This is a genomic window from Streptomyces sp. ITFR-6, assembly GCF_031844725.1.
In the GTDB taxonomy this organism is placed as follows: domain Bacteria; phylum Actinomycetota; class Actinomycetes; order Streptomycetales; family Streptomycetaceae; genus Streptomyces.
The window spans coordinates 1,722,647-1,738,226 of record NZ_CP134612.1; the positions used below are offsets into that span (position 1 = coordinate 1,722,647).

Annotated in this window: 15 protein-coding genes; all 15 read right to left on the reverse strand. The window is 70.1% G+C overall.

Annotated features, from left to right (window positions below):
* Window positions 1-120: 120 nt before the first annotated feature.
* Window positions 121-480, reverse strand: a complete 360-nt coding sequence (locus RLT59_RS07675) for a nucleotide pyrophosphohydrolase (RefSeq protein ID WP_311302725.1) — start codon at window positions 478-480, stop codon at window positions 121-123.
* A complete protein-coding gene (locus RLT59_RS07680; protein ID WP_399124998.1) occupies window positions 477-1,670 on the reverse strand; it encodes an AAA family ATPase in 1,194 nt (397 codons plus the stop codon). The genes RLT59_RS07675 and RLT59_RS07680 overlap by 4 nt, the downstream gene beginning before the upstream one ends.
* Before the next feature lie 290 nt (window positions 1,671-1,960).
* Entirely contained in the window at window positions 1,961-2,359 is a 399-nt protein-coding gene (locus tag RLT59_RS07685; protein ID WP_073734778.1) for a cell division protein SepF, read from the reverse strand.
* A 104-nt stretch (window positions 2,360-2,463) separates the two neighbouring features.
* On the reverse strand, window positions 2,464-3,738 hold the full coding sequence (locus tag RLT59_RS07690) for a cytochrome P450 family protein (protein ID WP_311302727.1): 1,275 nt from the start codon (window positions 3,736-3,738) through the stop codon (window positions 2,464-2,466).
* Complete coding sequence (locus tag RLT59_RS07695) at window positions 3,735-4,349, reverse strand: GTP-binding protein (protein ID WP_073734776.1); 615 nt, start codon at window positions 4,347-4,349, stop codon at window positions 3,735-3,737. Before RLT59_RS07695 ends, RLT59_RS07690 begins: the two co-directional genes overlap by 4 nt.
* Window positions 4,327-4,680, reverse strand: coding sequence for a DUF742 domain-containing protein (locus RLT59_RS07700; RefSeq protein ID WP_311302728.1), 354 nt, complete (start codon window positions 4,678-4,680; stop codon window positions 4,327-4,329). Before RLT59_RS07700 ends, RLT59_RS07695 begins: the two co-directional genes overlap by 23 nt.
* A complete protein-coding gene (locus RLT59_RS07705) occupies window positions 4,677-5,102 on the reverse strand; it encodes a roadblock/LC7 domain-containing protein (RefSeq protein ID WP_311302729.1) in 426 nt (141 codons plus the stop codon). The genes RLT59_RS07700 and RLT59_RS07705 overlap by 4 nt, the downstream gene beginning before the upstream one ends.
* Window positions 5,099-6,466 (reverse strand): ATP-binding protein, encoded by a 1,368-nt coding sequence (locus RLT59_RS07710; RefSeq protein WP_311302730.1) that lies wholly within the window; start codon window positions 6,464-6,466, stop codon window positions 5,099-5,101. The genes RLT59_RS07705 and RLT59_RS07710 overlap by 4 nt, the downstream gene beginning before the upstream one ends.
* A gap of 120 nt (window positions 6,467-6,586) precedes the next feature.
* Complete coding sequence (locus tag RLT59_RS07715) at window positions 6,587-7,621, reverse strand: MBL fold metallo-hydrolase (protein ID WP_311302731.1); 1,035 nt, start codon at window positions 7,619-7,621, stop codon at window positions 6,587-6,589.
* 329 nt (window positions 7,622-7,950) lie between these two features.
* Entirely contained in the window at window positions 7,951-9,126 is a 1,176-nt protein-coding gene (locus RLT59_RS07720; RefSeq protein ID WP_311302732.1) for a ricin-type beta-trefoil lectin domain protein, read from the reverse strand.
* Between the two features lie 148 nt (window positions 9,127-9,274).
* Complete coding sequence (locus RLT59_RS07725; protein WP_311302733.1) at window positions 9,275-10,450, reverse strand: Gfo/Idh/MocA family protein; 1,176 nt, start codon at window positions 10,448-10,450, stop codon at window positions 9,275-9,277.
* Window positions 10,451-10,519: 69 nt separating this feature from the next.
* Window positions 10,520-12,160: a type 2 periplasmic-binding domain-containing protein gene (locus tag RLT59_RS07730; RefSeq protein ID WP_311302734.1), complete on the reverse strand. Its 1,641-nt coding sequence runs from the start codon at window positions 12,158-12,160 to the stop codon at window positions 10,520-10,522.
* 54 nt (window positions 12,161-12,214) lie between these two features.
* Complete coding sequence (locus RLT59_RS07735; RefSeq protein ID WP_311302735.1) at window positions 12,215-13,174, reverse strand: carbohydrate ABC transporter permease; 960 nt, start codon at window positions 13,172-13,174, stop codon at window positions 12,215-12,217.
* Window positions 13,171-14,181: an ABC transporter permease gene (locus RLT59_RS07740; RefSeq protein WP_399125003.1), complete on the reverse strand. Its 1,011-nt coding sequence runs from the start codon at window positions 14,179-14,181 to the stop codon at window positions 13,171-13,173. The genes RLT59_RS07735 and RLT59_RS07740 overlap by 4 nt, the downstream gene beginning before the upstream one ends.
* A gap of 450 nt (window positions 14,182-14,631) precedes the next feature.
* Complete coding sequence (locus RLT59_RS07745; RefSeq protein ID WP_311302736.1) at window positions 14,632-15,432, reverse strand: DeoR/GlpR family DNA-binding transcription regulator; 801 nt, start codon at window positions 15,430-15,432, stop codon at window positions 14,632-14,634.
* Window positions 15,433-15,580: the final 148 nt, after the last annotated feature.

Consider the following 15,580-nt stretch of genomic DNA (forward strand, 5'->3'; position numbering starts at 1 on the left):
GCCCCCGTTCGGTACGAAAACCCGCTCACCTCTTTCATTACCCACGGTGAGGGTGGTGGTACCGGAAAGCCAGAGGATTTCGGAAATCTGTGGACACCTTGTCGACTGTGAATAAGTCGATCACTCCGAAGAGTGACGATCGGCTGTATCCGGGCCCTTCGTGGCCGGGAAGCGCGCCTCATTCCGCTCGATCTTGGCCGCCAGCGCCGCGAGCGGGTCGATGTCCAGTACCGCGCAGAACTGCAGCAGATAGGCGAGGACATCAGCGACCTCGTCCGACACCCGGTGCGCGGAACCGGGCTCCTCCATCACGCGGGCCGACTGGTCCGGCGTCAGCCACTGGAAGATCTCCATGAGTTCGGATGCCTCGACGCTCAGCGCCGACGCCAGGTTCTTCGGGGTGTGGTACTGCTCCCAGTCGCGTGCGGCCGCGAAGGCGGCGAGTCGTCGTTGCAGGGCGGGTACGTCGAGTTCTGTCACGGTTCCAGGTCTACCACCGTCGCTCCCGCCGTCCCCCGGGCCCGTGCGGCACCCGCCTCCGTCACCGTGCCGAGCAGCCGGACCCGGCCGCCGGCCACCGCGGAGGCCGCCTCGGTCAGCAGCTCCCGGCTCTGCCGCCCGTCCAGGTCGCGGTCGAACCCGTCGGCCAGCACCGTGCGGGTCTGCAGGGCCGCCGGCACCTCTGAGCCGGCATCCGCCGGGTCCGCCCCGGGGCCCAGCAGCAGGGCCACGCCCAGTGCCAGGTACCGCAGTTCGCCGTCACCGAGCCGTTCCAGCGGGGTGCCGGGTCCGTCGCCCCTGGCCAGGACCGCGCGGATCTGACCGTCCGCGAGCCGCTCGGCGTGGAGCCCGGTCACCGGACGGGCGCACCCGGCATCCGCCAGCGCGACCAGCCGGGCATGACGCCGCCCGTACACGTATCCGTCCCCGTATCCGTCCCCGGCCCCGTGTCCGCCCCCATCGCCGCGCCCACCACCGCGCCCGCCTCCACGCGCGGGCCCTCGCCCGTTGTGCTCGGCGTGCAGAACCGCCGCGAGGTTTCCGCAGTCGCGGCGGAGCCGGCCCTCGCCCGGCGGCACCGGTGTCCGCATCCGATGAGGCCTCGGTTCGCAGGCGAAGGCCGGGCGCAGAGCGACCACCAGCTGTTCGGCGGCGGCCAGCACCTGCAGCTGGCCCGGCGTCCGGCCCGCGACCCGCAAGGGCAGCAGGGCCGTGCCGAGCCGGTCGTCCGGCAGCCGTTCCCGCGTCACCGGAAGCTCGTCGCCGGTGTGCCAGGCCGCCTGGAGCGTCGGCTGATCCGGGTCGCGCAGCGCGGTGCTGAGCAGGGTCACCCCGGCCAGGGTCAGCCGCTCCCCGACGATCCGCAGGACGGGCTCGGCCTGGACGGCGAGTTCGAGCCGGACCGGGCCGGCCGGACCGTCCGCCGTGCACCCGATCCGGAAGCCGCGCCGCCCCTGCCGGTCGGCCCCGGCCCCTTCTGGCACGCACCCCGCCGGATCCGGGAAGACCTCGTCGAGCGGCGCCCCCGCGGCCAGCCGGGACAGCGCCTCGTAGGCCCGCAGCACACTCGACGTACCGCTGCCGGAAGGGCCCGCGAGGAGGGTGAGCGGGGCCAGCGGCACGACCGTGCCCCGGTGGGCCGCGAAGGCGGAGAGCCGCAGCTCGGTCACGACGGGTCCGGCACAACGCTTCGACCACCGGGCGGAGTCGGAACCGGATGGCCGCGAAGGATCGGCGCCGGGCGGATCAGCGCAAGGCGGATCGGCGCGAGGTCGATCGGCACGGGCAGGATCGGCGTCGGGAAGACGGTCGGCGTGGAGGCTGGGTGCGGTCATGCCAAGGACCGTATGCACCCGCCTCCCCGCCGAACCGTTCCGCCGGATCGCTCGTCCTTCCATCGAAGGAACGGTCTCCCCCGCCCGCATGGCACGCCGCCCACCGGGGTAGACCGCGACACGGTTCAGGCTCCCGGCACACCCGCTGCCGTCACGCCCTCGACCTCCATGCCGATGGGCGACAGGAGGAAGACGTTCCGGTCCACCCGGTGCATCCCGCTGCCGAGACCGAAGACGACACCGCTGGTGAAGTCCAGGATCCGCTTCGCCACATCGGGTTCGGCGCCGGTCAGATCGAGCAGCACCGGAACCTGTCCGACCAGGTACTCGGCCACCTCGCGCGCGTCCGCGAAGACCTGGACCCGCAGCACCACCATGCGCCGCTGCTCGGCGCTCTCCCGCTCCTCCGGGACCGTCCGGTGGTCCACCCGGGAGGGCCACTCGTTGCGGCTGCGCAGTGGTACGACCTGGGCCAGTCCCTCCCACTGCTCGTCGGTGACGTCATACCTGTCGTACCTGCTCACCGGACCACTCCGTCTGTGCATCGTTCGGCGTTGCGCCGGCTGCGCTCACTGTTCATCGGGCAATTCTCTCGCCCCTCACCCGTTCGGCCTACCAGCGACACGGTTCAGGACCCGATCGGCACCTTCGGAGTAATTCCGGAGGCGATCGCGGAGCCCTCGTCCGGGCCGGTGGCGGGGGTCGTGTCGAGTGGTGTGAAGCGAACCGGAAGGTGTGCCAGGGCCCGGTGGAACGGGCCGGGGCGCCACAGCAGTTCGCTCACCGGCACGGTGAGTTCCGCGTCGCACAGCTGACTGGTGAACTGTTCGATCGCGGTCATCGCGATGAGCAGCGCGGGCTGCTTCGCGGGGCACCGGTGCGGCCCCGCCGACCAGGCGAGATGGGCGCTGGCCCCGGAGCGGACCCCTTCTTCCGGGGTGACCGCCGCGGACTGGGTGTTGGCGGCGCCGAAGGAGACCAGGATCAGTTGTCCGGCGTGCAGCCGTACCCCGTGGAACTCGGTGTCGTGGCGCGGGTAGTGCGCGGCGAGGTTGGCGATCGGCGGTTCCTGCCACAGGACCTCGTTGATCGCCTCGTGCGCCGTCATCGCTCCGCCGTGCAGCGAGCCCGCGTACCGCTCGTCGGTGAGCATGTGCAGGATGGAGTTGCCGATCAGGTTGGTCGTGGGGTCGTGGCCCGCGCTCATCACCAGCGCGATCTGGCTGACCGTCTCGTCGTTGTCGAGACGGGCCGGATGTGCGAGCAGGTACGAGGTCAGATCGCGGCGCGGACGGGCGCGCCGGTCGGCGACGAGGCGGGTGACGACATCGACGAGGTCGGCGTACGCCTCGGTGGCGCCCTGGGCCGAGTTCATCATGCCGCTGATGCCGTCGACGATCCGTTCGCCCTCGTCGGGGGCGACGCCGAACCAGGTGACGAAGACGTGCAGCGGAAGCCGCGCGGCGTACTGGGCGATGAGGTCGCCGGTGCCGGTGGCGGCGAACTCCCCGATGAGCTGCTGGGCGACCCTGGCCACCTCCGCCCGCAGGACGTGCGGTTCGATCAGCGCGAGGCTGTCGTTGATGGCTTCGCGGTAGCGGGTGTGCTCGCCGCCGTCGCTGAACAGCGCGGTGGGGCGGTGGCCGAGCACGGGCAGCACCGGCGAGTCCGGCGGGACGGTCGCCTGCCAGTCGCGGGGGTCCTTGCTGAAGGTGTGGGTGTCGCGCAGCAGGTCGACGGCCGCCTGGTAGTCCGTGACCAGCATCGCCTCCACGCCGGGCGCGATCCGGACCGGTGTCAGCGGGCCCTCTTCGCGCAGCCCGCGGTAGTGGCCGTGCGGGTCGGCCGCGAAGTCGGGGCCGTACAGCGCGACGGGCTGCGGCGGCTGTACGAACAGGGTCATGACGGGTCCTCGGGTCGCGGCAGTCGGGTCAGCACGTGTTCGGCCAGCGCGATCAGGGCGTCGATGCTGCCGCGCCGTTCCCGGGCATCGCACTGGATCAGCGGGGTCCCGGGAGCGAGGTCGAGGTGTTTGCGCAGCACCTCGTCGCTGTGGGCGGGTGCGTCGGGGAAGCGGTTGACCGCGACGGCGTACGGCAGCCCCTGCTCCTCCACCATGTCCATGACCGCGAAGGAGTCACCGAGCCGCCGGGTGTCCACCAGGACGAGCGCGCCTAGCGCACCCCGCGCGATGTCCTCCCACAGCGGCAGGAACCGCTGCTGGCCGGGTGTGCCGAACAGGTAGAGCACCAGGTCGTCCAGGACGGTGAGACGTCCGAAGTCGATGGCGACCGTGGTGGTGGTCTTGTCGGGGAGCCCGGCGGTGTCGTCGAGCAGGGTGCTGGACTGGGTCATCGCCTCCTCCGTATGGAGGGTGGCTATTTCGGAGAGCGTACGGATCAGGGTCGTCTTGCCCACGCCGAAGGGACCCGTGACGACGATCTTCATCAGGGTCCGGGCGGCCGTCGGCAGATAGCCGACGCCGGTCCGGTCAGTGGAGGGAGCGGAGTCCAACGAGCAGCCTCTCGACGAGCGACCGGTCGATCTCCCCGGCACTGGGTATCGGCGGTCGGGTGAGCAGAAGTCCGGCGGCCGCGAGGTCCGTGGCCAGGAATACGGTGGCGCTGACCGGCAGGTCCAGATGGGCCGCGCACTCGACGACGGTGAGCGCGCCCGGTGCCAGCAGTTCGCACAGCCTGCGCTGTTCCGAGCCGGTGTCCGGGGGCAGGACCGTATCGGTGCGTACGAGCACGGCGAGCCGGTCGAGCGCGGGGCCGACGGGCCGGGACCGGCCGCCGGTGACGAGATAGGCGGGGATCAGACGGCGTCCCGGTCCGGAGCTCATGGCCGGGCGGTGGTGTCCGGTTGGCGGGCGGGCGCGTGCATCGCCCGGGTCAGCGCGGTGACCTGCACCTGCATCTGGTAGGCGATGTCACCGAGTTTGGCGCCGGGTTCGGCAAAGAGGGCGAGCGTGGTGTTGTTCCCCGCCGGTACGACGACGGCGAAGCCCAGATCGGATTCGACGACCGTCTGGGCCAGTTTCGGTCCCTCGACGTCGGTGAACGCCGTGGTGAAGGCGCGCGCCGCGGCGTGCAGCGTGGCCGTCATCGCGGCGACCCGCTCGCCGGACGCCCGGTCGAGGCCGGGTGAGGCGCCCTCGATGAGGCCGTCACCGGTGGCGACCACGGCATGCTGGACTCCGGGCAGCTCCAGCAGCGGGGTCAGCACCCATGCGAGGTCGCCGGTGGTGGGGCTGGGGGCGCTCACGTCTCGTCGTCTCCTTGGTCGTCCTGGTCGCCCAGGTGGTCGTGGCCGTCCGGTTCCGGTGCGGGGGCCCGCCCGGCGACACTCCTGCCGTTGAGGGTGCCCTGCTGGAGGGCCGCCCAGGAAGACTCCGCCTGCTCCGGTGTACGGGGCACCTGTCCGGCGGCCGGGACGGCGGCGGGGACCGGGGCCGCGGCCGGCCGGGGTGCGCGCCGCCGTCTGCTGGGCAGTCCGGCGGGTTCCGCTACGGGATTCGCCGTCGGCGGTTCCTGCGCGGGCGCGGCGGGGGCGGCCTCCTCGGCCGGGGCGGCCTGCGCCGATACGGGCGCCGGGGCCAGGGCGGAGAGGGTCCGGTCCTCCTTCAGCACGGTCAGCAGATGTGCGGGGACGCGCAGGATGGTCCGCATGCCGCCGAACGGCGAGGCCTCGATGTGGCAGTGGAAGCCGTACTGCGTCACGAGCCGGCCGACGACCGCGAAGCCGGTCTGCGGCGGGTCGCCCAGCTCGGTCAGGAGCACCTCGGAAGGGCCCGCCAGCAGTGCGCGGGCCCGGTCGAGCGCGTCCTCGTCCATGCCGATGCCCGCGTCGTCGACGACCAGGAACGCGCCCCGGCCGCCGCTCTGCTGGAGCGTCACCGTCACATCGGTGTCGGGGTGGGAGTACGCGGTGGCGTTGGCGAGCAGTTCTGCGAGGGCGATCGCGAGGGGTTCCGCGGCCCTGGCGGCGAGCGCGATCCGTTCCTCGCGCAGGTGGTTGGCCACCTTGATGCGCTCGTAGCCGGCGACGCGGGACTGGGCCCCGAGCACGATCTCGACGAGCGGGGAGTTCTGCCGGGCCAGACCGGGCCAGGCGTCGCAGAGCACGGCGGTGGACTGGGTCCGGCGCAGGGCCAGTTCGTTGCGGAAGTCCAGTTGCAGGATGCGCGGGTCGTCGTACTCGTGCTGGAGCTCGTGCAGCAGTTGCTGGGACTGGTTGAGCAGCGACTGGATCTTGGCCGAGGTGCCCCGCATCGCCGCGCGGGCCGCCGCGTCGACGCGCTGCCGCTCTTCGAGGACGGCGGTCCTGGCGGCCTGCACGGCCTCGGTGAGCAGCCGGGCGGCCTCGCCGTCCACCTCGGCCGCCTCCCGCAGTCCGGGGACCTGGGCGCTGGAGTGCGAGAGGGCGACCGCGGCGGCCGGGATGCGTCTGTGGGCCAGCTGCCGGATCTCGTCGACGAGCGCGGCGGTGCGTGCCTCCGCGGCCTTCATCTGCCGTTCGGTCAGCTCGGCGTGGGCCACGGCGAGGTGTTCCGAGCGGGCGGACCCGTACGAGCGCGCCGTCGCCGCCACGGCGGCCACGACGGCGATCACCGCCAGAATCCATCCCATGCCGTTACCGCGTTTCTGTCGTCGGGCCGGTCCTCCGGGCGGGGAGGCGGCGGAGGACCGGACGGTCGGCCCGTCCCGGGGGCCGGGCGGGTGGCCCGGCCTGTGCGGCGGGCCGGGTGCTCACTCCGGCGCGCCCGCGGGCTCACAGGCCTGCTCCGCCAGCCGCGCCCCTTCCCGTTCCACTCCCTGCTCCACTTCCCGGGCGAGCAAGGCCACCTCGGTCATCACCTGGAGCACGCCCGGCATTTCCGAGCCGTCGAGCTGCCGGTACTCGCTGCCGATGGTCACGACCAGCCGCTCGGGGAGACCGAGTTCGGGGTGGCGGCCCTCGCCGATCACCCGGCGGGCCGCCTCCGGTGCGGGCACCCCGGCGGCGTGGAGGGCGTGGGCCCGCTCCCGTACGTACTCCAGGTAAGCGATGTGGTCGCGTACCCCGGCCCGGTCGAGGACCGGTCCGTGGCCCGGCACGATCGTCTCGGCTCCGGTGGCCAGCACCTGTTCGCAGGCGGCGATCACGTTGCTCAGCGGGCCCGCCCAGTGGATCGGGTGGTCGCCCGGCTGCCCGGGTGTCGAGGAGAAGATGATGTCGCCGCTGAACACGGCGCTCTGGGCGGGCAGGTGGACCATCAGGTCGCCGGTGGTGTGCGCGGGCGGCAGGGCGATGATCCGGACCGGGTACTCCCCCAGGGTCAGTTCGAGCTCGCCGGTGAAGTAGGTGGTCGGCTGGACCGGTTCGGTCCGCGACCAGTCGAACAGCCCGAAGTGGCGGCCGAGGTAGGCGCCGAGCGGCCCTGCCGGGTCGCCGCCGTTGACCAGGGCGTGCTGCTGCTTCGGGGTGGGCTCGTAGTGGATGTGGTCCCGGGCCTCGCGGGTCGCGATGATCTCCGCGTCGGGAAGCACGCCCGCGCCCCAGAAGTGGTCGCCGTTGGCGTGCGTGACGATCACCCGGTCGACGGTGACGCCCGCGGGCAGCAGTTTCGTGCTCTCGGCCAGGAACTGTCCCGCCAGTACGGGGTCGTAAGGGGTGTCGATCCAGAGCGCGCCCCGGGGCGAGACGAGGAGGCCGCAGTTGGCCAGCCCCCAGCCCCGCTTCGGCGGCAGCCATGCGTGCAGGCCCCGGCCCAGGTCTACGACGTGCCCACCCGTGATCGACATGACCGCGATTATGCCGACCGGTTCCCGGTCGCGCGTTCGAAATCGGACACAGCAACCACTTACTGGCTTGAAATCGCCGTTTCATTCCGCCCGGAACGGCTGACCGGTGACCGTACGAGAGCGGCGAAGCCGCCCGCCTTACGGGATTATCGGGATGAACCAGTCGATACAGCCTGGCCGATGATTCCCTCTTCGTCAATACGCAGTGAGCAGCCGTCAAACCGGAAGAGGCCGATTACCCACCGAGCATGACTCAAAACAGACGCCACCGGGCCCCCGACAGAACCGCTGGAAACGGCCTGTCGGGGGCCCGGTGACGCGATGGGGGGCTAGGGAACGGCCGGCACACTCCACTGCTGGTTGGCACCGCCGCCGCAGTCCCACAGCGTGAGCGCGGTCCCGTTGCCGGTGTCGCCGCCGGGCACATCGAGACAGCGGCCGGACGCCTTGTTGACGAGTGCGTGTGTGGAGCCGCTGTACGTCCACTGCCTGGACGGGTCGGTGACCGCGCCGCCCGCGGCGGTACCGGCGCAGTCACGCACCCGTACGGCGGCGCCGTTGCCGGTGCCCTCCGCGGCGAGGCAGTAGTCGGATGCCAGGCGCAGCGTGCCGTCGGCCGCTCTCACCCAGGCCTGGTTGGCACCGCCCGAGCAGGTGCAGAGGTCGGCGGCGACACCGTCGGACACGCCTCCGAAGGCGTCCAGGCACTTTCCGTCCTGCCCCGTCACCGCACCGCGCACCGAGTTGCCCACCGCGAGGTTCTGCACCGTGGAGTCGGCCGCGACATCGGTCCTGGTCATGGGCGCGCAGGCGTTGCCGCTGTCGGACGTGGCCGGGACCGCGCCCGTGACCGTACCGCCGTTCCCGGTGGGCACCCCGAAGCGGGCGTCGCTGAACGGCTGGTCGTAGCAGGTGGAGCGGCGGTCGTTCCACTCGAAGTACTCGGTCCAGTCGACCATCCCGGACGGGGAGATGGCGGTCGCCGGGGTCTTGATGCTGCCGAGCTTGTACGAGGCGCCCGTGGCGGTGTCCGCGACGGTGGCGCCGAACCAGCCGTCGCCCTCGGCCGCGACCGTGAAGGTGTACCGGTGGCCGGCGGTCCAGTCGAGGTTCATCCGGCAGCTCATGCCCTCGCCCTCGCCGCCGAATCCCTGGCACCAGCTTCCGGCGGAGCCGGCCCTGGCCTCCGAGACGTCCCAGACGGAGAACAGGAGCGTGCGTTTCGAGCCTCCGTTGGACTGCATCCCGAGGTAGGCACCGTTGCCCTGGTCGAAGCCGAACTGGTGGCTCCAGAAGACGTTCGCCCGGTAGCCGGGGTCGTGCAGGACGGTGGTGGACCAGGTGACGTCGGTCAGCTTCGGCGCGCCGGAGAAGGAGTAGTTGGTGTAGGTGCCGGGGGTGGTGCCGAGATCCGCGGCCTGGGTGGGGGACGCCGTGCCGAGCAGGGCCAGAGCGGCTGCCGCAACGGTGGCGGTGAAGGTGCCTGACAAGTGGCGCAGGGTCATGCGTTGCACCTGCTTCTGATGGGGGGAATGGGGATCGTTGCCTTGCCCGCACCGGCCCCGGACGGGGCGTGGGTGCGTCTCGTGCGGTGAAACCCGCCGGACAGGGCCGCCGTGGCACGGCCCTGTCCGGTCTTTCCCGGTCAGATCCTCAGGAGCGGACCTGACCGCGTTCGAAGTACGCGATCAGCTCGGGGTCGAGGGCGGGCACGTCGTACGGCGCACCGCCCTCACGCAGCGAGCGGGTCGCGAGCACACCGGCGGCGACGCTCATCCGGGCGGCGACCGGCGAGGTGTCGGTGACGCCCCCGTCGCGCACGAACCGGCAGAACTCCTCCATGATCCGGCTGTCACCGCCGCCGTGCGAGCCCTTGGCCTCCGGCACCCGGTAGGTGATGTCGGCGTCCGCGCGGTAGCCGCTGGGGCCGGAGTTCCAGACCTTGACCTCGTCGCCGGGGCTGTCGCCGAAGTTCTCCAGCCGTCCCTCGGTGCCGATGACGGTGTAGTTGCGCCAGTAGTCCGGGGTGAAGTGGCACTGCTGGTAGGCGGCGACCACGCCGTTGTCGAGCTGCATGTTCATCACGGAGACGTCCTCGACGTCCACGATGTGGTGCAGGTCCTTGCGGGCCGTCGGCGGCCAGTCGAACTCGCGCAGCCAGTTGTCCGGACGCGGGGTGTCCGGCTCGCGCCGCGGCAGGTCACCGTAGACCAGCAGGTCGCCCAGCGCGTTGACGCGCCGGGTGTAGCCGCCGGCCAGCCAGTGCAGCACGTCGATGTCGTGCGCGGCCTTCTGGAGCAGCAGACCGGTGGTCCGGGTCCGGTCGGCGTGCCAGTCCTTGAAGTAGTAGTCGCCGCCGTAGCCGACGAAGTGGCGTACCCAGACGGCCTTGGGCTCACCGATGTCGCCGCGGGCGATGATGTCGCGCATCAGCCGCACGACACCCATGTGCCGCATGTTGTGGCCGACGTAGAGCCGGGTCCCGGTCTCGTACGCGGCACGCAGGACGTTGTCGCAGCTCTCGACGGTGATCCCGAGCGGCTTCTCGACGAAGACGGCCTTGCCCGCCCGCAGCGCGTCGATGGCGATGGCCTCGTGGGTGTCGTCCGGGGTGGCGACGATGACCGCGTCGATGTCGTCCCGGCCGAGGAGCAGCTTGTAGTCCTCGACCGCGACATCCGTGCCGAAGCGCTCGGCCTCGCGGCCGCGCACCTCGGGGTCGAGGTCGCAGACGGCGGTGATCGCCGAACCCTGTCCGGGGTGGTGGGCGGACATCGCGATGGAACGGCGCAGGCCGAGTCCGATGACGCCGAGTCGCAGGTCTGACACGGGGGTCCCTTCTCTGTCTGTACGGGTGGTGCGGGTGGTGCGGACGAGGATCAGGTCCCCGGCCCTGGATTACTTTCCGGCGAGCGAGGCCTCGAACTCGGCACGCATCTTGTCACCGCCGCCGGAGCGCCACTTGCGCAGTTCCTCCTTGTAGGCGGAGATCGGCTTGCGGCCCGCGATGATGTCCTTCTGACAGTCGGCCATGGCGGTGGTGAGCGAGGGGCTCTTGCTGGTTGACGTGTCGGAGAAGTGGCCGCTCGTCGGGTTGCTCTGGCTGATCTTGAGCAGCTCCTGCTGCCAGCCGTGGATCTTTCCGGCCAGCTCCGGCTGTCCGGGCAGGTAGATGTACTCGGGACCCGCGGCGAGGAAGGCCAGCGGCATGGCCGTGGTCACCGCCTCGGAGTTCCCCTTGGCGGTCAGCTTGACGTCGCCCTTGGCCGTACGGGTGAAGTGCTTGCCCTCGATGCCGTTGTCGAGGAAGAGACGCTCCTCCGTACCGAACGGGGCGGCCAGGTAGTCCAGGACGCCCAGCAGCATCTTCACGCGCTTGGCGTCGGCCTTCTTGTTGATGGCGGTGTAGCCGACGGAGCCGTAGCCCATGCTGTACCTCGGCTTCGCACCGGCCTTGGCGGCGAAGGGCGCGATGATGCCGAACGGGAAGTCATACGTCTTGGCGTCCACCAGGAAGCTGGGGAAGGACTGTACGTAGGCGCCGAGCGAGCCCTGCGCCATCTTCTCCATCGTGGTGGACAGGTTGGGGTCCGGCCAGAAGAGTCCCGCCTTGGCCACCTTGACGGCGAACGCCACGGCCTCCTGGTACTCCTCCGTCTCGTACATGTGGGTCAGCTTGCCGCCGTCGAGCCGCCAGCCGCTGGGCGCCCCGAACCACTGGCCGAACATGCCGATGTGGTTCACGTACTCCGGCTCCAGGACGTACTTGTTGCGCTTGGCGTCCAGGAGCTCCTTGCCCTTGGCGAGGAAGTCCTCCGCGCTGCTGAACTCGGCGCCGCCGACCGGCTTCCAGAAGTCCTGGTTGACGACGTAGACCTGGCCCATGGAGCCGTAGGCCACGGTGACGCCGCGGATCTTGCCGTTGATGACGGCGGTCTTCCAGGCGGTCGTCGGCAGGTTCGCCAGGTTCGGGTAGTCCTTCACCGCGTCGCCGGAGAGGTACGGGGTGAGGTCGTGGAACTTGGCGTCGAGCAGCTCGGGCACCCGCTGGATGCCCTGGTTCGGCGGGAACCAGACCAGGTCGGGTATGTCGCCGCCGGCCATCATGGCGTTGAACTTCTGGAGGTAGGCGTCCACGCCCTGGTCCACGACGATCGTCATGTCGAACTGAGCGCCGAGGCGCTTGTTCAGCTCCTGCCAGTAGGCGTTCTTGCCCTGCGGCGGCGCGGGGGTGGTGAACGTCTCGGTGAGGGCCGTGATGCGGCTGCCGTCACCGGGCGCCTTGGCCACCGACTTGGTGAGGGCCTTGGGGTAGCGCAGGTACGTGGCGTCCAGACCGGCCGCGTTGCCCGCCAGGTCCGCGGGGGCTGTCTGCACGGCCGCGTACGTCGGCAGCTTGAGCTTGGCCGATGCCTTGGCACCGCCCTTGCTGACCGTGGCACCGCTGCCGCAGGCGCTCAGGGTCGACAGCCCGGCCACGGTCAGGCCGGCGATTCCCGCGGCGCCCATGAAACCGCGCCGGGACAAGTTGGTGGACATGGGGCTCCTTGAAAAGTGTGAAAGTGCGTGGCGGCGACGGAGGCGGTGGGCGGATCAGCCCTTGATCGCCCCGGTGAGGACGCCCTTGACGAAGAACTTCTGCAGGAAGGGGTACACACAGAAGATGGGCACGATGGCGATGATCAGGACGGCCATCTGCAAGGACGTCGAGGGCGGCACCGAGTGGACGCCCATGGCCGAGGCGTTGATGCTCTGCCCGTTGAGCACGTAGCTGCGCAGGATCACCTGGATGGGGAACTTGCCGGAGTCGTTGAGGTAGAGCACCGCGTTGAAGAAGCTGTTCCAGTACCCGACCGCGTAGAACAGTCCGACCACGGCGAGGACCGCCTTGGACAGCGGGAGGACGATCCGGAAGAGGACCGTGACCTCACCGGCGCCGTCGATCCGGGCTGCGTCGTACAGCTCCTCGGGGATGCTCTGGAAGAAGGAGCGGACGACCACGATATTGAAGGCGTTGAGCAGCACCGGAAGGATCAGCGCCGCGTAGGTGTCCAGCATCTTGAACTGCTGGACCGCCAGGTACGTCGGGATGATCCCGGGGGCGAAGAGGAACGTGCCCAGCACCAGCAGCAGGACCGGCTTGGCGAGGACCGTGCCGGGGCGCGAGGTCCCGTAGGCGATCATCACCGTGCACGCCAGGCTGAGCGCGGTGCCGACCAGTGTGATCCCGATGGAGACGAGCGCGGCCTGCGTGACGACCCCGCCGGACAGGACGACCCGGTAGGCCTCCAGCGTCGGGTGGTGCGGCAGCAGTACGTAACCGCCGTTGGCGTTCAGCTCCTCGCGGCCCGCCAGGCTGGTGCCGATGGCGAGGACGAACGGGTAGAGCACGATCACGGTGAGGACGATCAGGGCCAGCCCCTTGGCGCCCTGTCCGTACCAGTGGGGGCGCTCCATCCACGGCGGCCTGCCGTTGGAGACGCGCAGGCCCCCGCCGGCCCGGGGGCCGAACCTGGCGCTGCGCGGCCGGGTCGCGACGGACTGCTGGCTCATCGGTAGACTCCCTGCTCGCCGAAGCGGTGGGCGAGCTTGTTGGCGGCGAGGATGAGGGCGAATCCGATGACGCCCTTCATCAGTCCGGCGGCGGTGCTCATGCCCCAGTCGCCGTCCACGACTCCGTGGAAGTAGACGTAGGTGTCCATGACTTCGGAGGCGTCCGGGCCGACGGCGTCACGCTGCAGAATGATCTGCTCGAAGCCGACCGAGAGGATGTCGCCGAGCCGCAGGATCAGCAGCATCAGGATCACCGGCCGGATGCCCGGCAGGGTGATGTGCCAGATCCGGCGGAGCCACCCGGCGCCGTCCATCGCGGCGGACTCGTACTGGCCCATGTCGATCGAGGCGATGGAGGCCAGGAAGATGATCGTGCCCCAGCCGGTGTCCTTCCAGATGGCCTGGGCGGTGATCAGCAGCTTGAAGGTGCCGGGGTCCGTCATCACGTTGCCGATGCTGACGCCGTGCTCCATCAGCAGCGTGGTGACCGAACCCGCGCCGCCGAGCACCTGCTTGAACATGGCCACCACGACGACCCAGGACAGGAAGTGCGGGAGGTAGACGACGGTCTGGATGAACCGCTTGATCTTCTCGCTGATCAGCGAGTTGAGCAGCAGGGCCAGGGCGATCGGTGCCGGGAAGTACAGCAGCAGCTGGATCGCGGTGATCTGGAGCGTGTTGGAGACCGCGCTCCAGAAATCCGGCTCGGCCAGCAGCGCGGTGAAGTTCGAGAGCCCGACGAACGGGCTCTGCTTGAAGCCCAGGAACGGCTGGTAGTCCTGGAAGGCGATGACGTTGCCCGCGAGCGGCAGGTAGAAGAAGAGCGCAAAGTACAGAACACCGGGCAAGCAGAAGAGCAGAAGCGCTCTGTCCCGTTTCAGCCGGTGTCGGAGCGGCTGCCGTATCTGGTTCTTCTTGGGCTTCTTCCCGGCGGGCAGGTCGGCGCCGTCCGGGTCGCGGGGCTGCGGCACGGACTGCCGCACTGCTGTGACCGGCACATCTGCCATCGTCACAGGCACCTCCAGGGCTGATGGAGCGAGAGAACGTCCCGCATACGTGGAGGTGGGCCGCATCCCGGGAGGGGCGGCCGCTGCTCCTTCACGGCGACAGGCACATAGTTCACGACAGCCCACCCGAATGGCAAGAGTTGTTCATTTCACAGAGGTAACGAACATCTATTGACATCCAAAAACCACAACACGCAGCACGTCGGCACGCCTCATGGATCGAAATATGCATAGAAGAGGCACAAGGTGGTCGTGAAGCGACCGCAATCGATGCTGCCGGCTCGCCAAATCCGGTCTCCGCATGCTCGGTTGTGATCGATCACGCACGCGCACGTGCATGATCCAGCACTGCCGGTCCCCGTCCAGGGCACGCGAAACGGCGGGCCGCCCGCACCCTTCGGGTGGGGTGGCCCGCCGTTCGGCCGACGCGTCCAGCTCGGTACTGAGGGTTCAGACGGCGATGACGGTGACGCCGGCCTCGGTGAAACGGGCCGACGCCTCGGCCGGGATCCCCTTATCGGTGACCAGGAAGTCGATCAGCCCGAGGTCGAAGACCCGGGCGAAGGCCCGCTTGCCGATCTTCGAGGAGTCGGCCGCCACCACCACCCGCTGGGCCTGCTGGGCGAGCAGCCGGTTGATGCTGGCCTCGCCCTCGTGGTGGACGTACGCACCACGTTCGGTGTCGATGGCGTTGACGCCCAGCACGGCGACATCCAGCGTGATCTCACCGAGTACGCCACTGGCCAGCGGGCCCGTCAGCTCGTACGACTGGGGCCTGGCCACCCCGCCGGTCACCACGATCTTTATCTGCGGCCGGATCACCAGCTCGTTGGCGATGTTGAGGGCGTTGGTGACCACGGTCAGGGTCGGCTGGCCGGACGCCCCCGCGGCGGCGTCCCCCACCAGGTCGGAGCGCACGGCGAGCGCGCGGGCCACCTCGGTGATGGTGGTGCCGCCGGTCAGCCCCACCACTTCGCCGACCGCCACCAGTTCGGCCACGGCGCGGCCGATGGCCTGCTTCTCCGGGGCGTTGCGCCCGGTCTTGTAGCGCAGCGCCAGCTCGTAGCTGACACCGTGCGCGACCGCGCCGCCCCGCGTACGGGTGAGCAGTTGCTGCTCAGCGAGCTGGTCAAGATCTCGGCGGATGGTCGCCGCCGAGACATCCAGCACCTTCGCGGCGTCCTCGACGTCCACCCGGCCATGCTTGCCTACGAGCTCCAGCAGTGAGTTCCACCGGGTATCCCTGGACACGTGCACTCTCCTCACAGGTCCGGCCGCGTGCGCCCATCCCCTTGGGTGCCATCACCGGACTCGCGCAAGCGTCGCACAAGGCCCTCCCGAGTCAAGCCACCTGCAAGGAAAATGCTTGATAATGCTTGCACGTCCCGTATATCGTGCG

Bases quoted from the DNA above. Each gene is read 5' to 3' on its own strand.
- RLT59_RS07690 (WP_311302727.1), bottom strand. From the start codon at position 3,738: ATGACCCTGTTCGTACAGCCGCCGCAGCCCGTCGCGCTGTACGGCCCC.
- RLT59_RS07700 (WP_311302728.1), bottom strand. From the start codon at position 4,680: ATGAGCTCCGGACCGGGACGCCGTCTGATCCCCGCCTATCTCGTCACC.
- RLT59_RS07710 (WP_311302730.1), bottom strand. From the start codon at position 6,466: ATGGGATGGATTCTGGCGGTGATCGCCGTCGTGGCCGCCGTGGCGGCG.
- RLT59_RS07715 (WP_311302731.1), bottom strand. From the start codon at position 7,621: ATGTCGATCACGGGTGGGCACGTCGTAGACCTGGGCCGGGGCCTGCAC.
- RLT59_RS07720 (WP_311302732.1), bottom strand. From the start codon at position 9,126: ATGACCCTGCGCCACTTGTCAGGCACCTTCACCGCCACCGTTGCGGCA.
- RLT59_RS07730 (WP_311302734.1), bottom strand. From the start codon at position 12,160: ATGTCCACCAACTTGTCCCGGCGCGGTTTCATGGGCGCCGCGGGAATC.
- RLT59_RS07735 (WP_311302735.1), bottom strand. From the start codon at position 13,174: ATGAGCCAGCAGTCCGTCGCGACCCGGCCGCGCAGCGCCAGGTTCGGC.
- RLT59_RS07740 (WP_399125003.1), bottom strand. From the start codon at position 14,181: ATGGCAGATGTGCCGGTCACAGCAGTGCGGCAGTCCGTGCCGCAGCCC.